This window comes from Euzebyella marina, from assembly GCF_014855515.1.
Lineage (GTDB): Bacteria > Bacteroidota > Bacteroidia > Flavobacteriales > Flavobacteriaceae > Euzebyella > Euzebyella marina.
In genome coordinates this window covers 1,108,044-1,127,367 of sequence record NZ_JACYFK010000001.1, presented here as the reverse complement: position 1 = coordinate 1,127,367, position 19,324 = coordinate 1,108,044, and the positions used below count along the sequence as shown (strand labels likewise).

Below are 19,324 nucleotides of genomic sequence, written 5' to 3'. Positions count from 1 at the left end.
ACTATACCAAAATGAAAAACAAAGGCCTGAGCCTCTTATTATTTTTTATGGCTACCCTGGTCCTCACGGCCCAGAACAAAAACACCGAATTTGTGGTGCATCCGTTTTTACAAGACGCCACACCTAATTCCATCATCATTAAATGGGAAACTTCTAATGGCGAAGAAAGTACCGTAGAATGGGGTACAAGCCCGAAACTGGGTAAAAAATCGAAAGGCACCGCCTATGACATCAACTTCGGCGATTCACGAATTCACGAGGTAAAGGTGGAAGGTTTAAAGCGTTTCACAACCTATTATTATCGAGTTAGAACCGGCAAACTGGTCTCGGACACTTTTCAGTTCAAGACACCTCCTTTTGCGAGTGATAACGAGTCGTTCAATATGCTTGCCATGAGCGATATGCAAATAGACGGTGAACACCCCGATAAATTTTCAGAAATAGTAAATGAAGGCATAATCCCTTTTCTAAAACAAGAATACGGTGAGTCAGTGCCCGAAAACCTGGCTTTAGTAATGATTCCAGGAGACTTAGTCTCAGATGGCACCAATTACACCCATTGGAACGACCATTTCTTTAGACCGTCAAAAAACCTATTTGCCGAAGTGCCCGTTTACCCCGTCTTGGGCAATCATGAAAAGAACACGGCTTTCTATTTCAAATACTTTAGTCTTCCGGAAAACGGAACTCCCGCCTATGCCGAGCATTGGTGGTACAAAGATCATGGCAATGTAAGGATCATAGGTCTCAATTCTAACGATGGCTACAGAGATGTGAAAGAACAGTATGTCTGGCTGAAAGAGGTTTTAGAGGATGCCGAAAAAAATGTGGATATCGATTTTGTGTTCGCCCAATTGCACCATCCTCATAAATCAGAACTATGGATTCCCGGAGAAGAGGAGTCTACAGGTAAAGTAGTTAAGATGTTAGAAGCATTTACCGATAAGACAGGTAAACCCAGTCTACACTTTTTCGGTCATACCCATGGTTACTCAAGAGGGCAATCGAAAGACCACAAACACCTTTGGGTAAACGTTGCCAGTGCGGGTGGAGCCATTGATAACTGGGGCGAATTCGAAGGCCGTGACTATGACGAATTTACCGTGACACAAGATGAATATGGTTTTGTTATGGTAGAAGTAGATGCCAACCCCGACCAACCCAAATTCACCCTGAAAAGAATAAGCAGAGGTAATGAAAATGTGTTCAGAAATAATGAAAAGACCGATGAGATTACGATTTACGCCAAACCACGTAAGCCTAATACCCCACAACCTATTTCTTTAAAGGAAGAAACCCCCATTACCGGTACCGTTTTGAAGGCTGGACCTTTTAGCTCCAATTTTGAGGGTGCCTATCATGACGCTTCTCACTGGCAGATTGCTACCGATAAAGAATTTACGAAACTGGTTCTCGATAGCTGGAAACAGTCGGAAAATTGGTACTACCTTGAAAATCGCCAAGAAGGCGATGACCTGACTGACGAGCCTACCAAAAGACTTTCTGGCAACACTACCTATTTCTGGCGGGTGCGTTACCGTGACCAAAACCTGAACTGGAGTGATTGGTCAGCTGTTGAAACATTTAAAACTGTAACCAAATGAGACGATTTACTTTTATAAGAGCCTGCTTTGTATTGACCTTTTTCAATGTTAATGCGCAAGAAGACACAAAAGTGGTATTAATAAGTCTTGACGGCCTTCGTTGGCAAGAGTTGTTTACCGGCGCCGATTCCAAATTGGTAGCCCATAAAGATTTTGTGCACGATACAACAGACCTTAAATCGGATTTTTGGCGTGAAACCCCAGAAGAAAGACGTAAGGTTTTGATGCCCTTCTTTTGGTCAGAATTAGTTCAGATAGGCCAACTACATGGCAACCGAAACAAGGGTAGCAAAGTCAATCTCACGAACAGCATGTGGTTTTCCTATCCTGGTTACAACGAAATCTTGACCGGAAAGGCCGATGATAAGCGAATTACCAGTAATGATAAGATGAACAACCCAAACAAGACGGTTCTTGAAATTGCGAACAATACTGATAATTATAAAGGCAAGGTAGCCGCCTTCGGGAGTTGGGATGTGTTTCCTTTCATCATCAACGAAGACCGATCAGGTGTTCCTGTCAACGCAGGTTTTGAATTGGCAAAAGGTGAAGATTTGAGTGAAAAGGAAGTTCTTTTAAACGACATGCAGCCCAAAACACCCAGCCCTTGGGGTTCTGTAAGGCTAGACGCCTTCACTCATTATTACGCGTTGGAGCATATGAAGAAAGAGCATCCCAATTTAGTATATGTAGCTTATGGCGAAACGGATGATTTTGCTCATGATGGGGAATACGATGCCTACTTGAAGTCAGCCAATGCGACCGACGCGATGATACAAGAGTTATGGCATTATACCCAGAGTGATTCCTTTTATAAAGATAAAACCCTCTTTATCATCACCACTGACCATGGGCGTGGTACAGACCCTATCGCCAGTTGGAAAGACCATGGAAATAAGGTAAAAAACGCGGGCGATGTTTGGATGGTTTGTTTTGGTAAGGGTGTAAAACCTCTGGGTGAAATTACTACCAGTGAACAAGTCTACACTAATCAAATAGCGCCCACTGTGCTAAAAGCGCTATCACTGCCCGTTGATAAGCAGATGATGCCCGCTGAAGCCTTACCGCTAAGCAAATAACTATTCAAATTTTTGATAATAATACCTTGATATTTAGTTAACTCGTCAGCATTTACAATATTCGAATTTTGCAATGTAATTATTTGAGTTAGTCTAGTTTGAGTTAGTTTGAAACCCGATATGAACCTATCGGGTTTCATTTTTCTATTCCTCGTTAAGCCAACAGCTATAATACTTCACCACAAATATGATATTTAGCTAACAATTAATTAATCAGTCATTTACAACTGGGTTAAGTTAATTTTGCAAAATTTGGTATACCCTATGTTCTGCTTATGAAGCTCATAATAGTTTATATCTCGACCCTGTTGGTCAATTTCTTCATCTCTCGGTTAAGAAGCTATTTCTCGCCTCTTAAGTTCAAGAAAATAAAGAACCCCCGATTTGAATCCGTTACATGAAAAAAAGACCTGTTGACATCGTGGTCATCTCAGATGTACATTTAGGTACGTATGGGTGTCACGCCAAAGAACTGATCAAATATTTAAAGTCGATTAAGCCCAAACAGGTAGTTCTCAATGGTGATATCATAGACATTTGGCAGTTCAGTAAGCGCTATTGGCCAAAGACCCACATGAAGGTCATCAAAATTATTATGGAATGGATTGCCAAAGGAGTGAAGGTTCACTATGTAACCGGTAACCATGACGAAATGTTACGAAAATTTGTAGGCTTTCAACTCGGTTCTTTCAGTATAGTCAACAAACTGGTTCTTAATGTTCATGGTAAAAAAGCATGGATTTTTCATGGCGACGTATTCGATGTTACCATGCAACATTCAAAATGGTTGGCCAAGTTGGGCGCCATCGGTTATGACACTTTAATTCTTCTCAACCGAGCGGTCAATTTCTGTTATAAGAAATTGGGTCGAGGCCCGGTATCAATGTCCAAAAGAATTAAAAATGGAGTGAAATCAGCGGTAAAGTTCATTAACAATTTTGAGCATACCGCAGCCGATATAGCCATTGAAAATGAGTTTGATTATGTTATCTGCGGACATATTCATCAACCCGAAATAAAAACAATCAAAACCGATAACGGTTCGGTCAAATATCTCAATTCTGGCGATTGGGTAGAAAATCTTACCTCTTTAGAGTATGCCAAGGGCAAGTGGAAGCTATATCATTTTGAGCAAGACTCCCAGTTGATAGATTATGATTCCGACAGCAACGACCCTAACGAAATGCTTGAGAAAAAGGCCCTTTTTGAAAGTTTATTGGCCGAATTCAACAGTATGTCAACGCCGAAAACCGCCAAATAACAAAGGCTTAAAATTGCTTAGTAATGAAAGTGCTTTATGCGATACAAGGAACGGGCAATGGTCATCTCAGCAGAGCAAGAGATGTAATACCGGTACTACAGAATAAAAAAATCGATCTTGATATTTTGGTAAGTGGAACCCAAGCCGATATTCAGATACCCTTTCCGGTCAAATATCAGCTTAGCGGATGGAGTTTCATTTTCGGAAAAAAGGGAGGGGTCGATATGTGGCGAACCTATATGCGAACCAATTCAAATCGCCTACAAAAAGAAATTAGAAGCATACCCGTACAAGAGTACGATTTGGTCATTAACGACTTTGAACCCGTGACGGCTTGGGCCTGTAAAATACGTAACAAAGCCTGTATCTCACTTAGCCATCAGGCAGCGGTTATATCACCGAATGCTCCGAAGCCTAAAAAATCGGACCCTCTCGGCAAGTTAATATTGACCAAATACGCCCCGACCACCAATCAATACGGGTTTCATTTTAAAAAATACGACGATAAAATATATACCCCCATAATTCGTCAAGAAATTAGAAACACAACAAGAACGAACGGTAATCATTACACGGTTTACCTTCCATCTTACAGCGATGAAAAAATACTTCACGTCTTATCGAACATCAAAAATTGCTATTGGGAAGTCTTTTCAAAACACAACGACACCAAGTTCTTTTGGAAGAATATGACCATAATGCCAATCGACAATGAGGCATTCATCAAGAGCATGGCAAGCAGCAAAGGTGTTTTATGTGGTGCGGGTTTCGAAACCCCTGCCGAAGCCCTTCATATGCAAAAAAAATTGATGGTGGTACCGATGAAGGGGCAATATGAACAGCAATGCAATGCCGCCGCCCTTAAAGAAATGGGGGTTCCCGTAATAAAAACCCTAAGAATGAAACATGTTGACAAAATCAAGGAATGGGTCGATACCGATCATCGACTTGATATTCATTATCCAGATATTACCGAACAGATTATTGACCGGGTACTTCAAGAAAATACGGTTGGGTACGCCAGCGCGCTTAGATAATGTCTTTAAATTTCGACCCTGATTTTTCCGGACTAAATTCTGATAAGTTTCCCCAAGATTTCGTTTGGGGTGTTTCTACGGCAGCCTACCAAATTGAAGGAGGCTATTGTGAAGAAGGCAAAAAAGCCTCGATTTGGGACACCTTTGTTTCTAAAAAGGGGAACATATTTCAAGACCAAAATGCTAATATAACCTGCGATTTCTTTAGTCGATACGAAGACGACATTCGCTTAATGAAGTCGATGAACATCAACCATTTTAGGTTTTCTATCTCGTGGTCAAGAGTACTGCCTGACGGTATCGGAGAAATCAACGAAGCAGGTGTTCAATATTACAATCGCATCATCGACTTTTGTTTAGAATTGGGTATTACCCCTTGGGTAACACTCTATCATTGGGATCTGCCGCAGGCCCTTGAAGATAAAGGCGGTTGGTGCAACCGAGAAATATTAACTTGGTTTGAAAACTATGTAACAGTTTGTGCCAAACATTTTGGCAATCGGATAAAAAATTGGATGGTTCTTAACGAACCAATGGTCTTTACAGGCGCGGGATACTTTTTGGGGGTGCACGCACCCGGCAGAAAAGGGTTGCAAAATTTTCTTCCGGCAGTACATCACGCCACTATGTGCCAAGCAATTGGTGGGCGAATATTAAGAAGGTTGGTCAAAAACGCACATATAGGTACGACATTCTCTTGTTCGCAAATAACACCCCATTCACATAAAAAAAGAGATGTCAAGGCTGCCGCAAAGGCAGATGCCCTATTGAACAGGTTGTTCATAGAACCTAGTTTGGGTATGGGTTACCCCATAAATGATGTAAGCGTATTAAGGCGAATTGAAAAATACATTCAACCGGGCGATCTTAAAAAATGTGCTTTTGATTTCGACTTTATAGGCATTCAGAACTATACCCGTGAAGTTGTTAGACATAGTTTCACCGTACCCTATTTAAGGGCCAAAATTGTAAAGGCCACTAAAAGAAACGTTCAAACGACTTTGATGGATTGGGAAGTTTACCCCCCGAGCATTTATGAAATGATTGCCAAATTCGATGCTTATGCTGGGGTGAAAAAAGTAATCGTAACCGAAAATGGCGCTGCTTTTCACGACCAAATACAAGATGGCCAAATAAATGATCAAGAACGTACCCGTTACCTTCAAAATTATATTTCGCAGGTGAACCGTGCACATCAGAAAGGCTACAATATTGCCGGTTATTTCGTTTGGACCTTCACTGACAACTTCGAATGGGCCGAGGGCTATTACCCTAGATTTGGTTTGGTGCATGTCGATTTTGATACTCAAAAAAGAACCATAAAAGCTTCGGGCAAGTGGTATTCTTCCTTTTTAAAGTCCTTCAGCAAATTTGAACATCGCGTAAAAAGTGGGTCTTGAAATTAAAGTATTCTAAAATTTAGTCCCATTTCAAGTTGCCCCATTGTTAGTTCAATAAAATAAGGTAAAAGCTTATCATTCACTTTTGATAATATTTCAATCACATTTACTTAATGTTTGAAGAGATATTTGTGCCGATTTTTGCGGCATCATAATTTGAGTTAGCAAAGTTTGAGTTAGTTTATGAAACCGGTGTCGCTCTCGTCGCCGGTTTTTTGCTATTTGCTTTTACCTATTTTTGAAAACATTACCGAACTAAACTTTATTAAAGAACCGAAAATGAAAAAAATTACGATAGTTCTAGGCTTTCTACTATCCTTCAACTTCTTGTTTTCTCAAAATGAAAACGTTTACAAAGTACACTCCCATAACGACTATTTACAGAATGTACCATTCTGGAAGGCCTACGCTGCCGGGGCCTCTTCTATCGAGGCCGATTTGTTTTTAGTAAATAAAGGGCTTTACGTTGCCCATACCAAAGAAGAAATTAAAGAATCATTTGAATTTGAACGCCTTTACCTTAAGCCCATTGAGCAAGTCATTGATTTCGAAGGCGGACTTCAAAAACCGTTGCAGTTGTTGGTCGACCTAAAATCGGAGGCCGAGCCCACACTTGCCACACTGATTAAAGTTTTGGAGAAGCATCCGAAAATAATTTCTGAAGCCAATCTAAAAATTGTTATATCCGGCAACAGACCAGAACCAGCAAACTATATTGACTATCCCTCTTACATCTATTTTGACTATCAAAGTTTAGACCCTGTCCAAAATGCCGACATATTAAAAAAAATAGCTTTGGTAAGTCTTAGTTTTAAAGGATTTTCACCTTGGAACGGAAAAGGACGGTTAACAGCCGAAGACCTGAAAATCGTAAAATCAACTATCGAAAAGGCAAAAGCCCTTAAAAAACCGTTTCGCTTTTGGGCCACTCCCGATTCAAAAACAGCTTGGAAAGCTTTGGCGCATTTAGGGGTAGATTATATCAATACCGACATGCCTTTTGAGTGTAAAAATTATCTACAGACATTACCGAGTAGGGAATATAGAAATACAATATTCTCTGAAGTTTATCGGCCCACCTTCGAAGTCGACCAAACACAGAATAAAGTAGAGAATGTCATTTTAATGATTGGAGATGGAAATGGCCTAACTCAAATATCTGCCGCTGTTTTAGCCAATAAGGGGGAAACAACCCTAACCCAACTAAAAAGTATCGGTTTTCTAAAAACCCAATCGGCCGATGATTTTACCACAGATTCCGCTGGGGCCGGCACTGCATTGGCTACCGGAAAAAAAGCCCCAAACCGTGCCATAGGCATGACTACAGATGGTAAGAGTGCCCAGAACATTACGGAACTGCTAGACACCAAAGGTTATGTTTCAGGCCTCGTAACCACCGACGAAATATCTGGAGCTACTCCTTCCTCCTTTTATGCCCATCAAAAAGACCGCTCACAGACCGATGAAATACGCTCTGATTTAGAGAAAGGCAAACTAGCCATGTTCATCAGCAACGATACCCAAAAAAGTTTTGATAGCAAGAATTCTGCTTTTAGTCTCTTGGAAGAGGTAAGTGATATAGGCAATAGCAAAAGTGACAAGGTGGCCTTTTTAATGGGGGATGAGAGTTCTAACGATAATCAAAAAGAAGCGTTGGCCAGGGCTACAAAAAATGCAATCGCTTACTTTGAAAAAAAGAGCAAACCCTTCTTTTTAATGGTCGAGGGAGCAAAAATTGATTCTTACGGGCATGCCAATAAAATTGATGGTGTGGTGAAAGAAGGTATTGGTTTTGACAAGGCCATTACTGAAGCCATCAAGTTTGCAGACACTTCAAAGAATACTTTGGTGATTATCACCGCAGACCACGAAACAGGTGGCCTGACCATTCCTCAAGGAAATATGGAATTGAATGAAATTGAGGGCGACTTTACTACCGACGACCACACAGCTACCATGGTTCCTATTTTTGCATATGGTCCTCAATCACAATTGTTTCAAGGTGTTTATGAAAACAACGAAGTTTTTCATAAAATTATAGAGGTTCTACAACCCTAAAGATTACCTCTAAAAGCAGCTAGTTCTTTAACCAAATTCTTCCATGTGAAATTTGGTTAAAGAACTTTTTACCGTCAAAATGTGATTCGCCTGACTAACAGTATTTTGACTTTTACCTCCTAACATCTGCCTTACATTGGGGCAAAATAGTATACCTTTTCTTAAAACAAGCATGATTTTTCGCTAACGCTTGCTCTTCACCTGCAGATTACTTTTGACCCCTTCAAACACTCAAAAAAGTAATTGTAATCAATCTCATTTAATTCCCCCTGAAAATTTTTAATCCAACCTATATGAAAAATTTGAAAATTCCCTTATTTCTAATCACTATGCTCTTGACTTCAGTGTCTTGGGCTCAAACAATCGTTACGGGAACTGTCACCGACGAACAAGACGTACCTCTACCGGGTTCATCGGTAGTAGAAAAAGGAACATCTAACGGTGTAACTACAGACTTTGATGGAAATTTCTCCATTGAGGTAGAGAACAATGCAACTTTGATAATCTCTTATCTAGGCTATGCAACTCAAGAGGTAGCAATAGACGGAAGAACTGCCGTTACAGTTCAATTGCTACCCGACGCGACCCAATTAGAAGATGTGGTAGTCGTAGGATATGGCACCCAGAAAAGATCGGACATTACTGGGGCCATTTCCTCTGTAAAAAGTGAAGATTTCAATCAAGGTGTAGTAACCAACCCTGGAGAGTTATTACAAGGTAAAATGGCAGGTGTCAACATTACTTCTAATAGCGGTGAGCCTGGCGCATCTCAGAATGTAATAATTAGGGGTATTGGTAGTTTACGCTCGGGAACCCAACCTCTTTATGTCGTAGATGGCTTTTTGCTCGATAATTCATCAACAGGTGTAGCCACAAATCCATTAAACTTTCTGAATCCTAACGATATTGCAAGCATAGATGTTCTTAAAGATGCCAGCGCCACCGCTGTATATGGTTCAAGAGCTTCGAATGGTGTTGTTGTAATTACAACAAAAAGAGGGCGGTCGGGAAAAACGGAAATGAATCTCTCTTTATCTACTGCGGCCTCATCAATGTCAAACACAATAGATGTGTTTAATGCGGATGAATTTCGCACGCAAGTTGCTGCCACTGGCGGCTCGTTAGAAGATTATGGCGGAAACACCGATTGGCAAGATGAGCTTTCCCAAACAGGTATCTCTAAAAATCTTAACTTTTCAATGAGCGGTGCCAATAGTGAAAAATTCTCTTATTTCGCTTCAGTAGGTTACCAAGACCAAGAGGGTATTCTCAAGAATAGCAATTTGGAACGTTATTCAGGTAAGTTGAACATGACTCAAAAGGCCTTCAACGGTCGTGTAAATATTGACTATAACCTTACAGCGACCCATTCAGAAAACTTGCGTCCGAATATTAATTCTACGATAAGTGACATGCTAGGTTTGAACCCAACTGTACCGACCTACACAAACGGTGAACCTACACTTCTGAATACAAATGCTCTTAACCCTATCACCAGATACAATATCTATAGTGACAATGCTGAGAACAACCGAATTTTAGCAAGTATTTCACCTTCTGTCGAAATCGTAAAGGGGCTTACCTACAAGCTTAATTTTGGTATTGACTATTCTGCTACCAATAGAGACCAACAGTACAAGCCTTACACCTCTGTCGTAAACGAATCTGATATTTCTGATGGGGATGTCGTTACGACCATTAGTTCAAATTCAAACCAGCTTACAGAAAATACACTCACTTATAACTGGAGTCAAGATGTACACAGTTTAGTGGTTCTGGCTGGCCATTCTTACCAAAAGTTTATGGATGAAACCCGACAGTTTTCTTATCGAGGTTTCGCCGATAACAATATTGAGCCTATATATCAAGACCAATCAAGCTCAGACCAATATCCAACATCGGTTAGTTCTTCTGCGGTTAAGAATGAGCTTCAATCATATTTCGGCAGGGTAAACTATTCTTTTGACGATAAATACCTACTAACTGCTACATTTCGTGCCGACGGTTCCTCAAAATTCGGTGATAATAGAAAATATGGATACTTCCCTTCTTTTGCCCTTGGGTGGAATGCCAGCAATGAAGGTTTTATGGAGAATTCATTCTTTGATAACCTGAAATTGCGCGCAAGCTGGGGGCAAACAGGCAACCAAGAAATTCCTTCTAAAATAACCCAAGCCAGCTATTCTGAGGATAGATTGATTACGGGAGGTGAAAGTTTGAATACATACCCTATCGGCACAAATGCCACATCTATAGACGGGTACCCTTACGGTATTGTCTACACGAGACTGGCCAACCCCGATTTACAATGGGAGGTTTCTACCCAGATAGGGTTAGGTATCGATTTCGCATTACTTGATTACAGATTATCAGGTACGCTTGACTACTTCAATAAACAATCTTCTAACATATTGTTAGAGGTAGTGCCTGCTGATCCGGTTGAGCCGACGGCTACCTATTGGGATAATATCGACGATATGAAAATTCAAAACAATGGTCTTGAGCTTGCATTGGATTACAGAAGTGATGCTTCTAGAGATTTTTCATACAACATTGGCGGTAATGTAACTTACATTCAAAACAAAGTAAAGGATTCTCCTTATTCAGTCTTAACAACTGGCGCGGCCCAAGGTTCTGGTCAAAGTGGCGCTACGATCAATGGATATATAAATAATGAATCTATTGGGTCGTTTTATATGCTTCAATTCGAAGGTATTGGTGATGACGGGCTTAACCTCTTTAAGGATGTTAATGGTGATGGCTCTATTTTGGATAATGACAGAACAGTTGTTGGAAGTGCTATACCTAAATTTATATATGCTTATTATTTAAACTTTAAATATAAAGCATTTGACTTAGGCCTAAACTTTAATGGTGTATCTGGTAATAAAGTTTACAACCATACTAAAATGTCTCTTTTTACCAAAGCCCAATTATCTAGATCGGTCAATACAACTGATTTTGCAATCCAGTACCCTAACGAGTCTACCAGTAATTCGAATACCGTTTCGACACGCTATTTAGAAGACGGTTCATTTTTAAGACTTAACAATGCTACTCTGGCCTATAATTTAAGTTCAGATAAATTAGGTCTTGATGATGTAATTCAAAACATTCGTTTTTCAATTACTGGTCAGAATCTTTTTACGATTACCGATTACTCTGGGTTTGACCCCGAGGTAAATACAGGTTCTACCGCTGGAGGAATCCAAACTTTTGGAGTGGATTATTATACCTATCCAAAAGCTAGAACATTTTTGGTCGGTCTCAACCTAACTTTTTAAAAACTAGATAATCTCAGCTTATAGATAAGCATCAAAATATTATAAAATGAAAAATATATTATTCAGCAAAAAGCTTTCACTAGCAGTCTTCTTACTGGCATTTTTTGGGTGTACGGATTTAGAAGAAGAAGTTCTTGACGAGTCTCTCACCGGTACTGGTGAGGCAGAAGTAGTTAGTGGCTCGCTAGCACCCGTATATGGTAACTTGCGCTATGTATGGCAGCATACCAAAAACTTTGGTTTGCAAGAGGTAGCCTCAGATGAAGGTATACTACCTTATCGAGGAGGCACAGATTGGTATGACGGAGGTAAATTCATTGCCGTACACCAACATCTAATGACAGCGAGCAATGGCCTTGTTAAAGATACTTGGGATTATATAACATTAAGCTTATCTCGTGCTGTTATAGCAATTGAAAGATTGACTCCTGAAGCCGAAGCGGGCACCGCAAATGCTCAAAGCGCCATCAACGAAATGATAGCAATGAAAGCATATTTAAATATGCTTGCGCTTGACAATTGGGGCTTGGCTTTTAGAAAAAATAGTTCTGAAGAAATTTCTGAAATACTTAGAGGTGCCGAGGCTGTAGACTATATAGAAAGTGAGCTGCTTTCAGTCTTAGATGCTGTTTCGACCGACACCGATCCCGGAAGACTGAACAATAACTCCGTAAAAGCTTTATTGGCTCGCTTATATCTTAATGCAGCTGTTTATCGCGATCCTTACGGAACTCCAGACTTTCAACAGGAAGATATGGATAAGGTCATTCAATATACAGATGACCTAATCTCTGGCCCTTATGCTCTTTCAGAAGAATATTTTGAGCTTTTTAATGATGACAACCATGACAACCCTGAGCTTATTTTTGCTCTGGATCAAAGAGGCGTTCTTCAAACAGAACATAGTAGATGGGCATATTGGTCTATGTCAGGAGATCAAGTTCCAAGACCTGAAGTGCCAAGTTCTAGAGGTACCGATGCCGTTGCAGCAACACCGGATTTTTATCAAACTTGGGTTGATGCGTATGGCGAGGTTGATCCTGCTGACGCCGATGCGAGATTTTTTCAAGAAAATACTCTTATACCCGAAGAATTAAAAGACCTAACAGGTGTTAACCCTTCAAATGATGAAGATCATTATTATTGCATTCAGGCCGAAGATTTTCAAGTTGACCGAGGAATTCTACGTGGTATTATTTGGGGGCCTCGAAAAGACGAGAGTGGTAATATAATGACTTGCGATGACGGTACCGTGAGAATATACCCTGTCATCAATAGACGAACAAGTGGTTCCGATATAAGATACGTTGACCACAATCTACAAGTAGACTTTACTGCCGAAGGAAGTCTACACAACACCGGACATCGCTTTTCAAAATATCAGTTTAGCAGTACTGGAACCAATTGCTGTAATTATAGCAGTGTAGACTTAGTTTTGATACGTTTAGGTGAGATTTATTTAATGCGTGCCGAGGCCAAATTGAGAAATGGAGATATTGCAGGTGCATTAGCAGACATCAATACATTAAGAACTTCAAGAAGTGCAAGGCCTGATCAAACACCAGAAGCTTTAAGTGAGATAGATTTGGATATATTGTTCAGAGAGGCCGGTTTCGAGCTTTACTGGGAAGGTTTCAGACGCAACTATCAGATTCGCTTTGGCAAATATGAAGATAGCTGGACTGAAAAAACCGATAGCGATGTAAACAAAAGATTGTTTCCAATACCACAGCAAGCAATTGATGGGGCCTCTAGTGAAGATGGCTTCTTAGTTCAGAATCCTGGGTATTAAATCATCCTGAATCAAAACAGACAAATAAGGCAAGAAATAAACTTTCTTGCCTTATTTTTTACTTCAAAGTAACTATTATATTAAAAATTCGCATTCTATGAAATTCATTCCCATCATTTGCAGCGTATTCCTACTAGGTATAATATTCATAAGCAAACCACCATTAAAAATCCAAAATGATACTATTAAACTGAATGATATTCAAATAATAGGCAGTCATAACAGTTATAAAATAGCCATAGAAGAACCCCTTTTCAATTTGCTTTTACAGAAAGACTCTTCATTGAAAAGCTTAGAATATGAGCATATTCCATTGAACGATCAACTTAATTTGGGTTTGAGAAGTTTAGAACTTGATGTTTTTGATGATCCGGATGGCAGCTACTACTCTAATCCAAAAGGCCTAGACTTTATAAAAGAAAAAGGTCTTGCCCCACTACCCTTCGACGAAGAAAAAAAGCTTCAAGAGCCAGGCTTGAAAGTATTTCACGTTCAAGAATTTGACTTTCGCAGCCATCATCTTCTTTTTAAGGAAGCATTAGAAGAATTGAAAATTTGGTCTTCGTCAAACATAGGTCATACCCCTATAATTATTACGCTTAACGCTAAAGATGGTCAAATTCCACAAACTAGAAAGCCATTTCCATTTACAGCAAAAGCCCTTAAAAACATAGATAAGGAAATTCGTGAGGTCTTCAGTGAAGAGCAATTGATAGTACCTGATTTGGTCAGAGGGAATTTTAACACTTTACAAGAGGCCATATTAGCAAATGGTTGGCCTAACTTAAATGATGTTAAAAACAGGTTTATGTTTGTTTTAGATGAAGGAGATACCAAGGCGGATGCCTATATCTCAAATTTTCCAAATTTAGAAGGTGCGGCATTATTTGTAAACAAGGAAGAGGGTAACCCAACATCTGCATTTAGAATTATAAATGACCCAATTAAAAATTTTGATAAAATAAAAAATTTGGTTTCTAAAGGCTATTTAGTTCGTACTCGTGCAGACGCTAATACCAAAGAGGCCAGAACCAACGATTATAAGAGATTTGAAAAGGCTAAAAATTCCGGTGCACAAATTATCACTACTGACTACTATATGCCAAGTAAACTTTTTAAATCAGACTTTAAAGTCAGTTTTGAAGATGGTACTTTTGAAAAAATTCAGAAGTAAATATGCTTAAAAAGTACTTATATACCCTTTTTATCTTAATCAGCTTCTCCTGTAAACAAAAAACTTCCATTCAAGAAAAACCTGTACAAATAGCTTTCCTTTCCGATGTGCATCTGCTTGACGTGAAAGGAACCTTGGAGGATGTTGGTTACAATGGCATAGAAAACCCAAAAACAGGCTCTAAGGCGTTTATTCGAACTATGGAGGCCCAATTGCATTCTACCCGATTGTTCAATGAAAATTACTTTGCTTTCTTAGCCGCTCTTGACGATGTTGTAAAAAAGGGCATCAAGATTGTTGCCCTACCCGGAGATTTTAGTGATGATGGCCAACCTATAAATGTTCGTGGTCTCAACCGCATACTGAACGAGTATTCTGAAAAGCATGGAATCTCTTTCTTCATTACCACGGGAAACCATGATCCCACGAGCCCGTTCGGAGAAGCAAGCGGGAAAAGTGATTTTATGGGCGAACAGGGTCGTTCTCAATCAATCATCAGTAGTGAAGACTTAGTTAAATCGAAAGGCAAAAATGATCTACCAGCTATAGTGAGCGATGACATTAGGGCTATGGGTTACTCTGAAATTGTGGGCGAGCTATCAAACCACGGCTTTTTTCCGCAAAAAGATTATCATTACTGGACAACTCCTTTTACTGGATACAACAACGATAACTACACCTTTGAGAAAGCCCAAAACAGCGCTTCATTGTCCCGCCGTGAATATAGGCAAAACCCTGAAGCCAAGGCGCAACCCGATGTTAGTTATTTGGTCGAGCCAGTAGAAGGCGTTTGGCTGGTCGCAATCGATGCGAATGTATACCTTCCAAAAGAAGAAGGAGAGGGTTTTCAAGGTGCCAGTATTGGATACAATCTGGTTTTAAAGCATAAAAAATACCTTATAGATTGGATGTCACATATCTGCTCGGAGGCCAAAAGATTGGACAAGAAAGTAATTGCCTTTAGCCATTTTCCGATGATTGATTTCAATGATGGTGCCTCGTTGCAAATGAAAGAGCTGTTTGATGAAAAAGCATTTCAAGCCCATAGAATACCCGATGACCTTGTTGGCCAAATGTTCGCCGATGCCGGCCTAAAAATTCATTTCGGTGGCCATATGCATTTGAATGACACGGGAATCATAAAAGGTAAAAACGGAAATACGTTGGTGAACATTCAAGTACCTTCTTTAGCCGCTTATACGCCTGCCTACAAAATACTTGAAATAGCGAACGACAGTATTCTAAATATTGATACGGTTGTCTTGGATTCGGTTTCTGATTTCAAAGAATTTTTTCCTTTGTACGAAATGGAACACTCTTATTTAAACGAGAATGCTCCTTCACGATTATGGAACTTTGATGTTCTAGCATCCGAGAATTACGTTGAATACACGAATGCGCATTTAGAAGAACTGGTACGCCTTCGCTTTCTTCCATCGGAATGGCCCGAAAACCTTCTATCCATTTTAGAAAATAGAAGTGGTAAGGAGCTTTTCATTCTTGCAAACTCCGAGATAGACCCGAAAGAGATAGATGCCACACTAATTAAAGACTCCTTATGGAAGCAGGCCATGGAAGCCTCCCAAAAAACGGCAAATGAACACGGACTTCAACTTGAAGACTTTGCTTCATGGCAAGGAAATACCCTTATCGAAGATTTTTACAGGCTTAGAAGTGGTGATGAACTTGCACTAGAGCAAATTCCCGCCAAAAGAATCGAACAATACAAGTTATTCTCCAAAACACTAAATCTGGAAGCCAACGACTATTTGAATAACCTACAGCTCTTTATGACCATCGTAGAGAAACAGATGAATGGTGAACCCGCCAATCATTTTTCCATCAACCTTAATAAAGGGGTTCTGATCAAGAGATAACATTCTCCTATAAGTCAAAAAGGCTTGGCAACCATAAACTCAACTGCGGAAAATAGGTGACCAAAAAAAGCGCCAACAGCATGGCCAAAAAGAGCGGAAGCAAGGGTTTGACGACCTTTTCAATGCTGGTTTTGGCTATACCTACCCCAACAAAGAGAACCGAGCCCACCGGAGGGGTACACAGGCCTATACAAAGATTGAGTACCATAATGATTCCGAAATGAACCGGGTCTAACCCCAATTTTGTTACTACCGGTAGAAATATTGGCGTAAAGATGAGCACGGCAGGCGTCATATCCATAAAAATACCTACGAATAACAGCAGAAGGTTAATAATCAATAGAATTACAATCTCATTTTCACTGATACCTAGAAGGCCTGCGCTGATTTCTTGGGGAATGTTCTCGTACGACAAGGCCCATGACATACTCATTGAAGCCCCGATCAGCAACATTACGATAGCGGTAGTAGCCGAAGAGTCAAGAAGTATTTGCGGTAATTTCGGAAATGATATCTCTTTATAGAAAAAGCCCAATAGCAAGCTGTACAATACCGCAATCGCCGAAGCCTCGGTGGCGGTAAAAACACCAGTAACGATTCCGCCGATTACTACCACTAACATGAACAGACTTGGCAGGGCATCAACAAAAGTTCTAAGAACCTCTTTCAAGCTACTTCGCTTGCCGACCTTGAAACCCTTTTTCTTGGCCCAAACAAAGGCAACAATCATCAAGAAAAGACCGGTCAGTAATCCTGGAATATATCCTGCCAAAAAGAGTGCCGCAATCGAAGCACCCCCACTTGCCAGTGAATAAACAATCAAAACATTACTTGGCGGAATGACCAGTCCTGTAGTTGCGGCGGTGATATTCACGGCGGCACCAAATTCCTTCGAATAACCCTCCTTTTCCATTTCAGGGCCTAAAATGCTTCCCATCGCAGAGGCTGCGGCCATAGCAGACCCGGCAATTGCACCCATCAACATTGCAGATATAATATTGATCAATGCCAAACCTCCGGGCAGGGCCCCGACAAGGGTTTTCGCGAAGGCGATGAGCCTGTTAGCTATCCCACCTTTGTTCATGAGCTCCCCCGACAGAATGAACAGCGGTATCGCGAGTAACGCAAAGCTGTCCAAGCCCGTACCAATTCTCTGGGCAACCGTAGTAAAAGCGGGCATTACAGGTATGCTGACCAACATGGTCAACACAGAAGAGATGGCAATACTCCACGCTACGGGCGTACCAATTGCCAAAAGCATTATAAAACTTATTACAAGAACCAAAATTGGTGCATACTCCATAGTACTAGCTTTTCAGGATATCGGAAATTTTATAATAGACGATCAAAATACCGCTCAGAGGGAGAACGAGATAAACCACGGAAAGTGGAACTTGCAATGCCGGTGAGTTCTGGTCAAGAACATGCACGATGTAAACCAAACGGGAACCTCCTATCACCAAGCCCCCTAAAGCAAACAGTATAATTAAAACCTTAACTAAGAGGTGCAGCTTTTTTTGGGTCTCTTGACTAAACTTTCGAGGCAAAACATCAATTGCAACATGTAAATTTTGACCTGCCACATAGGCCGCACCCAAAATACCGATCCAAATCATGAGATAACGTGCCAATTCATCGGTAAAAGAACTGGGGGATCCCAAAAGAAACCTACTAAATACTTGCCATAATACATTCAATACCATAACGGCCATGAGAACGATGAGCACGTATGATAAAACTTGGTCTATTTTTTTACGCATTCTAATCTATTATTTGGTGGCTTGAATATCTTGAATTAGTTGATAAAGCTCTTTATCGTCTTTATACTTATCAAAAGAGTCTTTAATTTCTTCAGCAAAAAGTTCTTTATTGGGTCGAATAACCTCTACACCTGCTTTCTGTACTTCTGCAAGTGCCTCTGCTTCCGATTCGGCCCATAACTTTCTTTGGTAGACTACCGAATTGTCAACCGCTTTTTTCAACCAACTTTTTTCATCCTCTGAAAGTCGCTCCCAAAGATTGGTGCCCACAAGAACCACATCGGGCAGTACCGTGTGCTCGTCTAGACTATAGTATTTACAAACCTCATAGTGACGTGATAAGTAAAAACTAGGCGGATTGTTCTCTGCCCCATCAACCACACCCTGTTGTAGAGCCGTATAAAGTTCGCCCCAGGAGATAGGAGTTGGCGATCCACCAAGGCCTTTGACCATATCCATAGCTGTTACACTTTCCATGACCCTAATTTTTAGTCCGACCAAATCTTCAGGTGTACGAACCGGCCTATCTTTGGTGTAAAAGCTTCGGCTTCCGGCATCATAATAACCAAGACCCTTTAACCAATATTTCTCACCTTCGTTCAATAGATTCTGGCCTATGGGGCCATCAAGTACATTAAAGGAGTGCTCTCTATCACGAAATAAAAAGGGTAGACCCAAAACCTTCATTTTCGGAGCAAAATTCTCTAAAGTTCCTACGGATACTTTGGTCATGTCAAGACTTCCTATCTGTAATAGCTCTAGACACTGTCTCTCGGTACCAAGTTGCTGACTTGGGTAAATTTCCAATTTCATCTTTCCGCCAGAGATCTTTTCGAGATCCTCTCCCATTTTAACCATAGCCTTATGAACCGAGTGACTTACATCAAGGCCATGGCCCAGGCGCACTACTCTAGTTTCGCTTAGTTCACCACAGGAATTTAAGGTCATCAAGACCAAAAAGCACATGGCAAATCTTATATATAATTTCATAAGGGTCG

The 19,324-nt window shown here is 40.4% G+C and carries 13 protein-coding genes; 10 read left to right on the top strand and 3 right to left on the bottom strand.

Annotated elements, in window-relative coordinates; translation table 11 throughout:
* Positions 1 to 11: 11 nt before the first annotated feature.
* The 10 genes from IL356_RS04450 to IL356_RS04405 all read left to right on the top strand — a co-directional run bounded on the left by IL356_RS04450 (position 12) and on the right by IL356_RS04405 (position 16,566).
* Positions 12 to 1,604 (top strand): fibronectin type III domain-containing protein, encoded by a 1,593-nt coding sequence (locus IL356_RS04450; RefSeq protein WP_225621385.1) that lies wholly within the window; start codon positions 12 to 14, stop codon positions 1,602 to 1,604.
* Positions 1,601 to 2,683: a phosphoglyceromutase gene (locus tag IL356_RS04445; RefSeq protein ID WP_121847014.1), complete on the top strand. Its 1,083-nt coding sequence runs from the start codon at positions 1,601 to 1,603 to the stop codon at positions 2,681 to 2,683. Before IL356_RS04450 ends, IL356_RS04445 begins: the two co-directional genes overlap by 4 nt.
* 397 nt (positions 2,684 to 3,080) lie before the next feature.
* On the top strand, positions 3,081 to 3,944 hold the full coding sequence (locus tag IL356_RS04440) for a UDP-2,3-diacylglucosamine diphosphatase (protein ID WP_121847015.1): 864 nt from the start codon (positions 3,081 to 3,083) through the stop codon (positions 3,942 to 3,944).
* A 23-nt stretch (positions 3,945 to 3,967) separates the two neighbouring features.
* Positions 3,968 to 4,981 carry a glycosyltransferase family protein gene (locus tag IL356_RS04435; RefSeq protein ID WP_121847016.1) on the top strand — a complete coding sequence of 338 codons (1,014 nt, stop codon included), beginning with the start codon at positions 3,968 to 3,970 and terminating at the stop codon, positions 4,979 to 4,981.
* Positions 4,981 to 6,381 (top strand): GH1 family beta-glucosidase, encoded by a 1,401-nt coding sequence (locus IL356_RS04430; protein WP_121847017.1) that lies wholly within the window; start codon positions 4,981 to 4,983, stop codon positions 6,379 to 6,381. Before IL356_RS04435 ends, IL356_RS04430 begins: the two co-directional genes overlap by 1 nt.
* 279 nt (positions 6,382 to 6,660) lie before the next feature.
* Positions 6,661 to 8,439 (top strand): alkaline phosphatase, encoded by a 1,779-nt coding sequence (locus tag IL356_RS04425; protein ID WP_121850539.1) that lies wholly within the window; start codon positions 6,661 to 6,663, stop codon positions 8,437 to 8,439.
* Between the two features lie 293 nt (positions 8,440 to 8,732).
* On the top strand, positions 8,733 to 11,723 hold the full coding sequence (locus IL356_RS04420) for a SusC/RagA family TonB-linked outer membrane protein (protein ID WP_121847018.1): 2,991 nt from the start codon (positions 8,733 to 8,735) through the stop codon (positions 11,721 to 11,723).
* 46 nt (positions 11,724 to 11,769) lie between these two features.
* On the top strand, positions 11,770 to 13,515 hold the full coding sequence (locus IL356_RS04415) for a RagB/SusD family nutrient uptake outer membrane protein (protein WP_121847019.1): 1,746 nt from the start codon (positions 11,770 to 11,772) through the stop codon (positions 13,513 to 13,515).
* A 97-nt stretch (positions 13,516 to 13,612) separates the two neighbouring features.
* Entirely contained in the window at positions 13,613 to 14,689 is a 1,077-nt protein-coding gene (locus IL356_RS04410) for a phosphatidylinositol-specific phospholipase C1-like protein (protein WP_121850540.1), read from the top strand.
* 2 nt (positions 14,690 to 14,691) lie between these two features.
* The gene (locus IL356_RS04405; protein WP_121847020.1) at positions 14,692 to 16,566 is read left to right on the top strand and encodes a metallophosphoesterase family protein; all 1,875 of its coding nucleotides are present in this window, start codon (positions 14,692 to 14,694) and stop codon (positions 16,564 to 16,566) included.
* 7 nt (positions 16,567 to 16,573) lie between these two features.
* On the opposite strand, the gene IL356_RS04400 is transcribed toward IL356_RS04405, so the two are convergent.
* Genes IL356_RS04400 through IL356_RS04390 form a run of 3 tightly spaced genes read right to left on the bottom strand, consistent with a single transcriptional unit; the run spans position 16,574 to position 19,316 of the window.
* Entirely contained in the window at positions 16,574 to 17,869 is a 1,296-nt protein-coding gene (locus IL356_RS04400) for a TRAP transporter large permease (protein ID WP_121847021.1), read from the bottom strand.
* Positions 17,870 to 17,873: 4 nt separating this feature from the next.
* Positions 17,874 to 18,326, bottom strand: coding sequence for a TRAP transporter small permease (locus IL356_RS04395; protein WP_225621384.1), 453 nt, complete (start codon positions 18,324 to 18,326; stop codon positions 17,874 to 17,876).
* A 9-nt stretch (positions 18,327 to 18,335) separates the two neighbouring features.
* Positions 18,336 to 19,316, bottom strand: a complete 981-nt coding sequence (locus tag IL356_RS04390) for a TRAP transporter substrate-binding protein (RefSeq protein ID WP_121847023.1) — start codon at positions 19,314 to 19,316, stop codon at positions 18,336 to 18,338.
* Between the last annotated feature and the right edge of the window lie 8 nt (positions 19,317 to 19,324).

Coding starts and splice junctions, on each gene's coding strand:
- IL356_RS04450 (WP_225621385.1), top strand. CDS start 12: ATGAAAAACAAAGGCCTGAGCCTCTTATTATTTTTTATGGCTACCCTG.
- IL356_RS04445 (WP_121847014.1), top strand. CDS start 1,601: ATGAGACGATTTACTTTTATAAGAGCCTGCTTTGTATTGACCTTTTTC.
- IL356_RS04440 (WP_121847015.1), top strand. CDS start 3,081: ATGAAAAAAAGACCTGTTGACATCGTGGTCATCTCAGATGTACATTTA.
- IL356_RS04435 (WP_121847016.1), top strand. CDS start 3,968: ATGAAAGTGCTTTATGCGATACAAGGAACGGGCAATGGTCATCTCAGC.
- IL356_RS04430 (WP_121847017.1), top strand. CDS start 4,981: ATGTCTTTAAATTTCGACCCTGATTTTTCCGGACTAAATTCTGATAAG.
- IL356_RS04425 (WP_121850539.1), top strand. CDS start 6,661: ATGAAAAAAATTACGATAGTTCTAGGCTTTCTACTATCCTTCAACTTC.
- IL356_RS04420 (WP_121847018.1), top strand. CDS start 8,733: ATGAAAAATTTGAAAATTCCCTTATTTCTAATCACTATGCTCTTGACT.
- IL356_RS04415 (WP_121847019.1), top strand. CDS start 11,770: ATGAAAAATATATTATTCAGCAAAAAGCTTTCACTAGCAGTCTTCTTA.
- IL356_RS04410 (WP_121850540.1), top strand. CDS start 13,613: ATGAAATTCATTCCCATCATTTGCAGCGTATTCCTACTAGGTATAATA.
- IL356_RS04405 (WP_121847020.1), top strand. CDS start 14,692: ATGCTTAAAAAGTACTTATATACCCTTTTTATCTTAATCAGCTTCTCC.
- IL356_RS04400 (WP_121847021.1), bottom strand. CDS start 17,869: ATGGAGTATGCACCAATTTTGGTTCTTGTAATAAGTTTTATAATGCTT.
- IL356_RS04395 (WP_225621384.1), bottom strand. CDS start 18,326: ATGCGTAAAAAAATAGACCAAGTTTTATCATACGTGCTCATCGTTCTC.
- IL356_RS04390 (WP_121847023.1), bottom strand. CDS start 19,316: ATGAAATTATATATAAGATTTGCCATGTGCTTTTTGGTCTTGATGACC.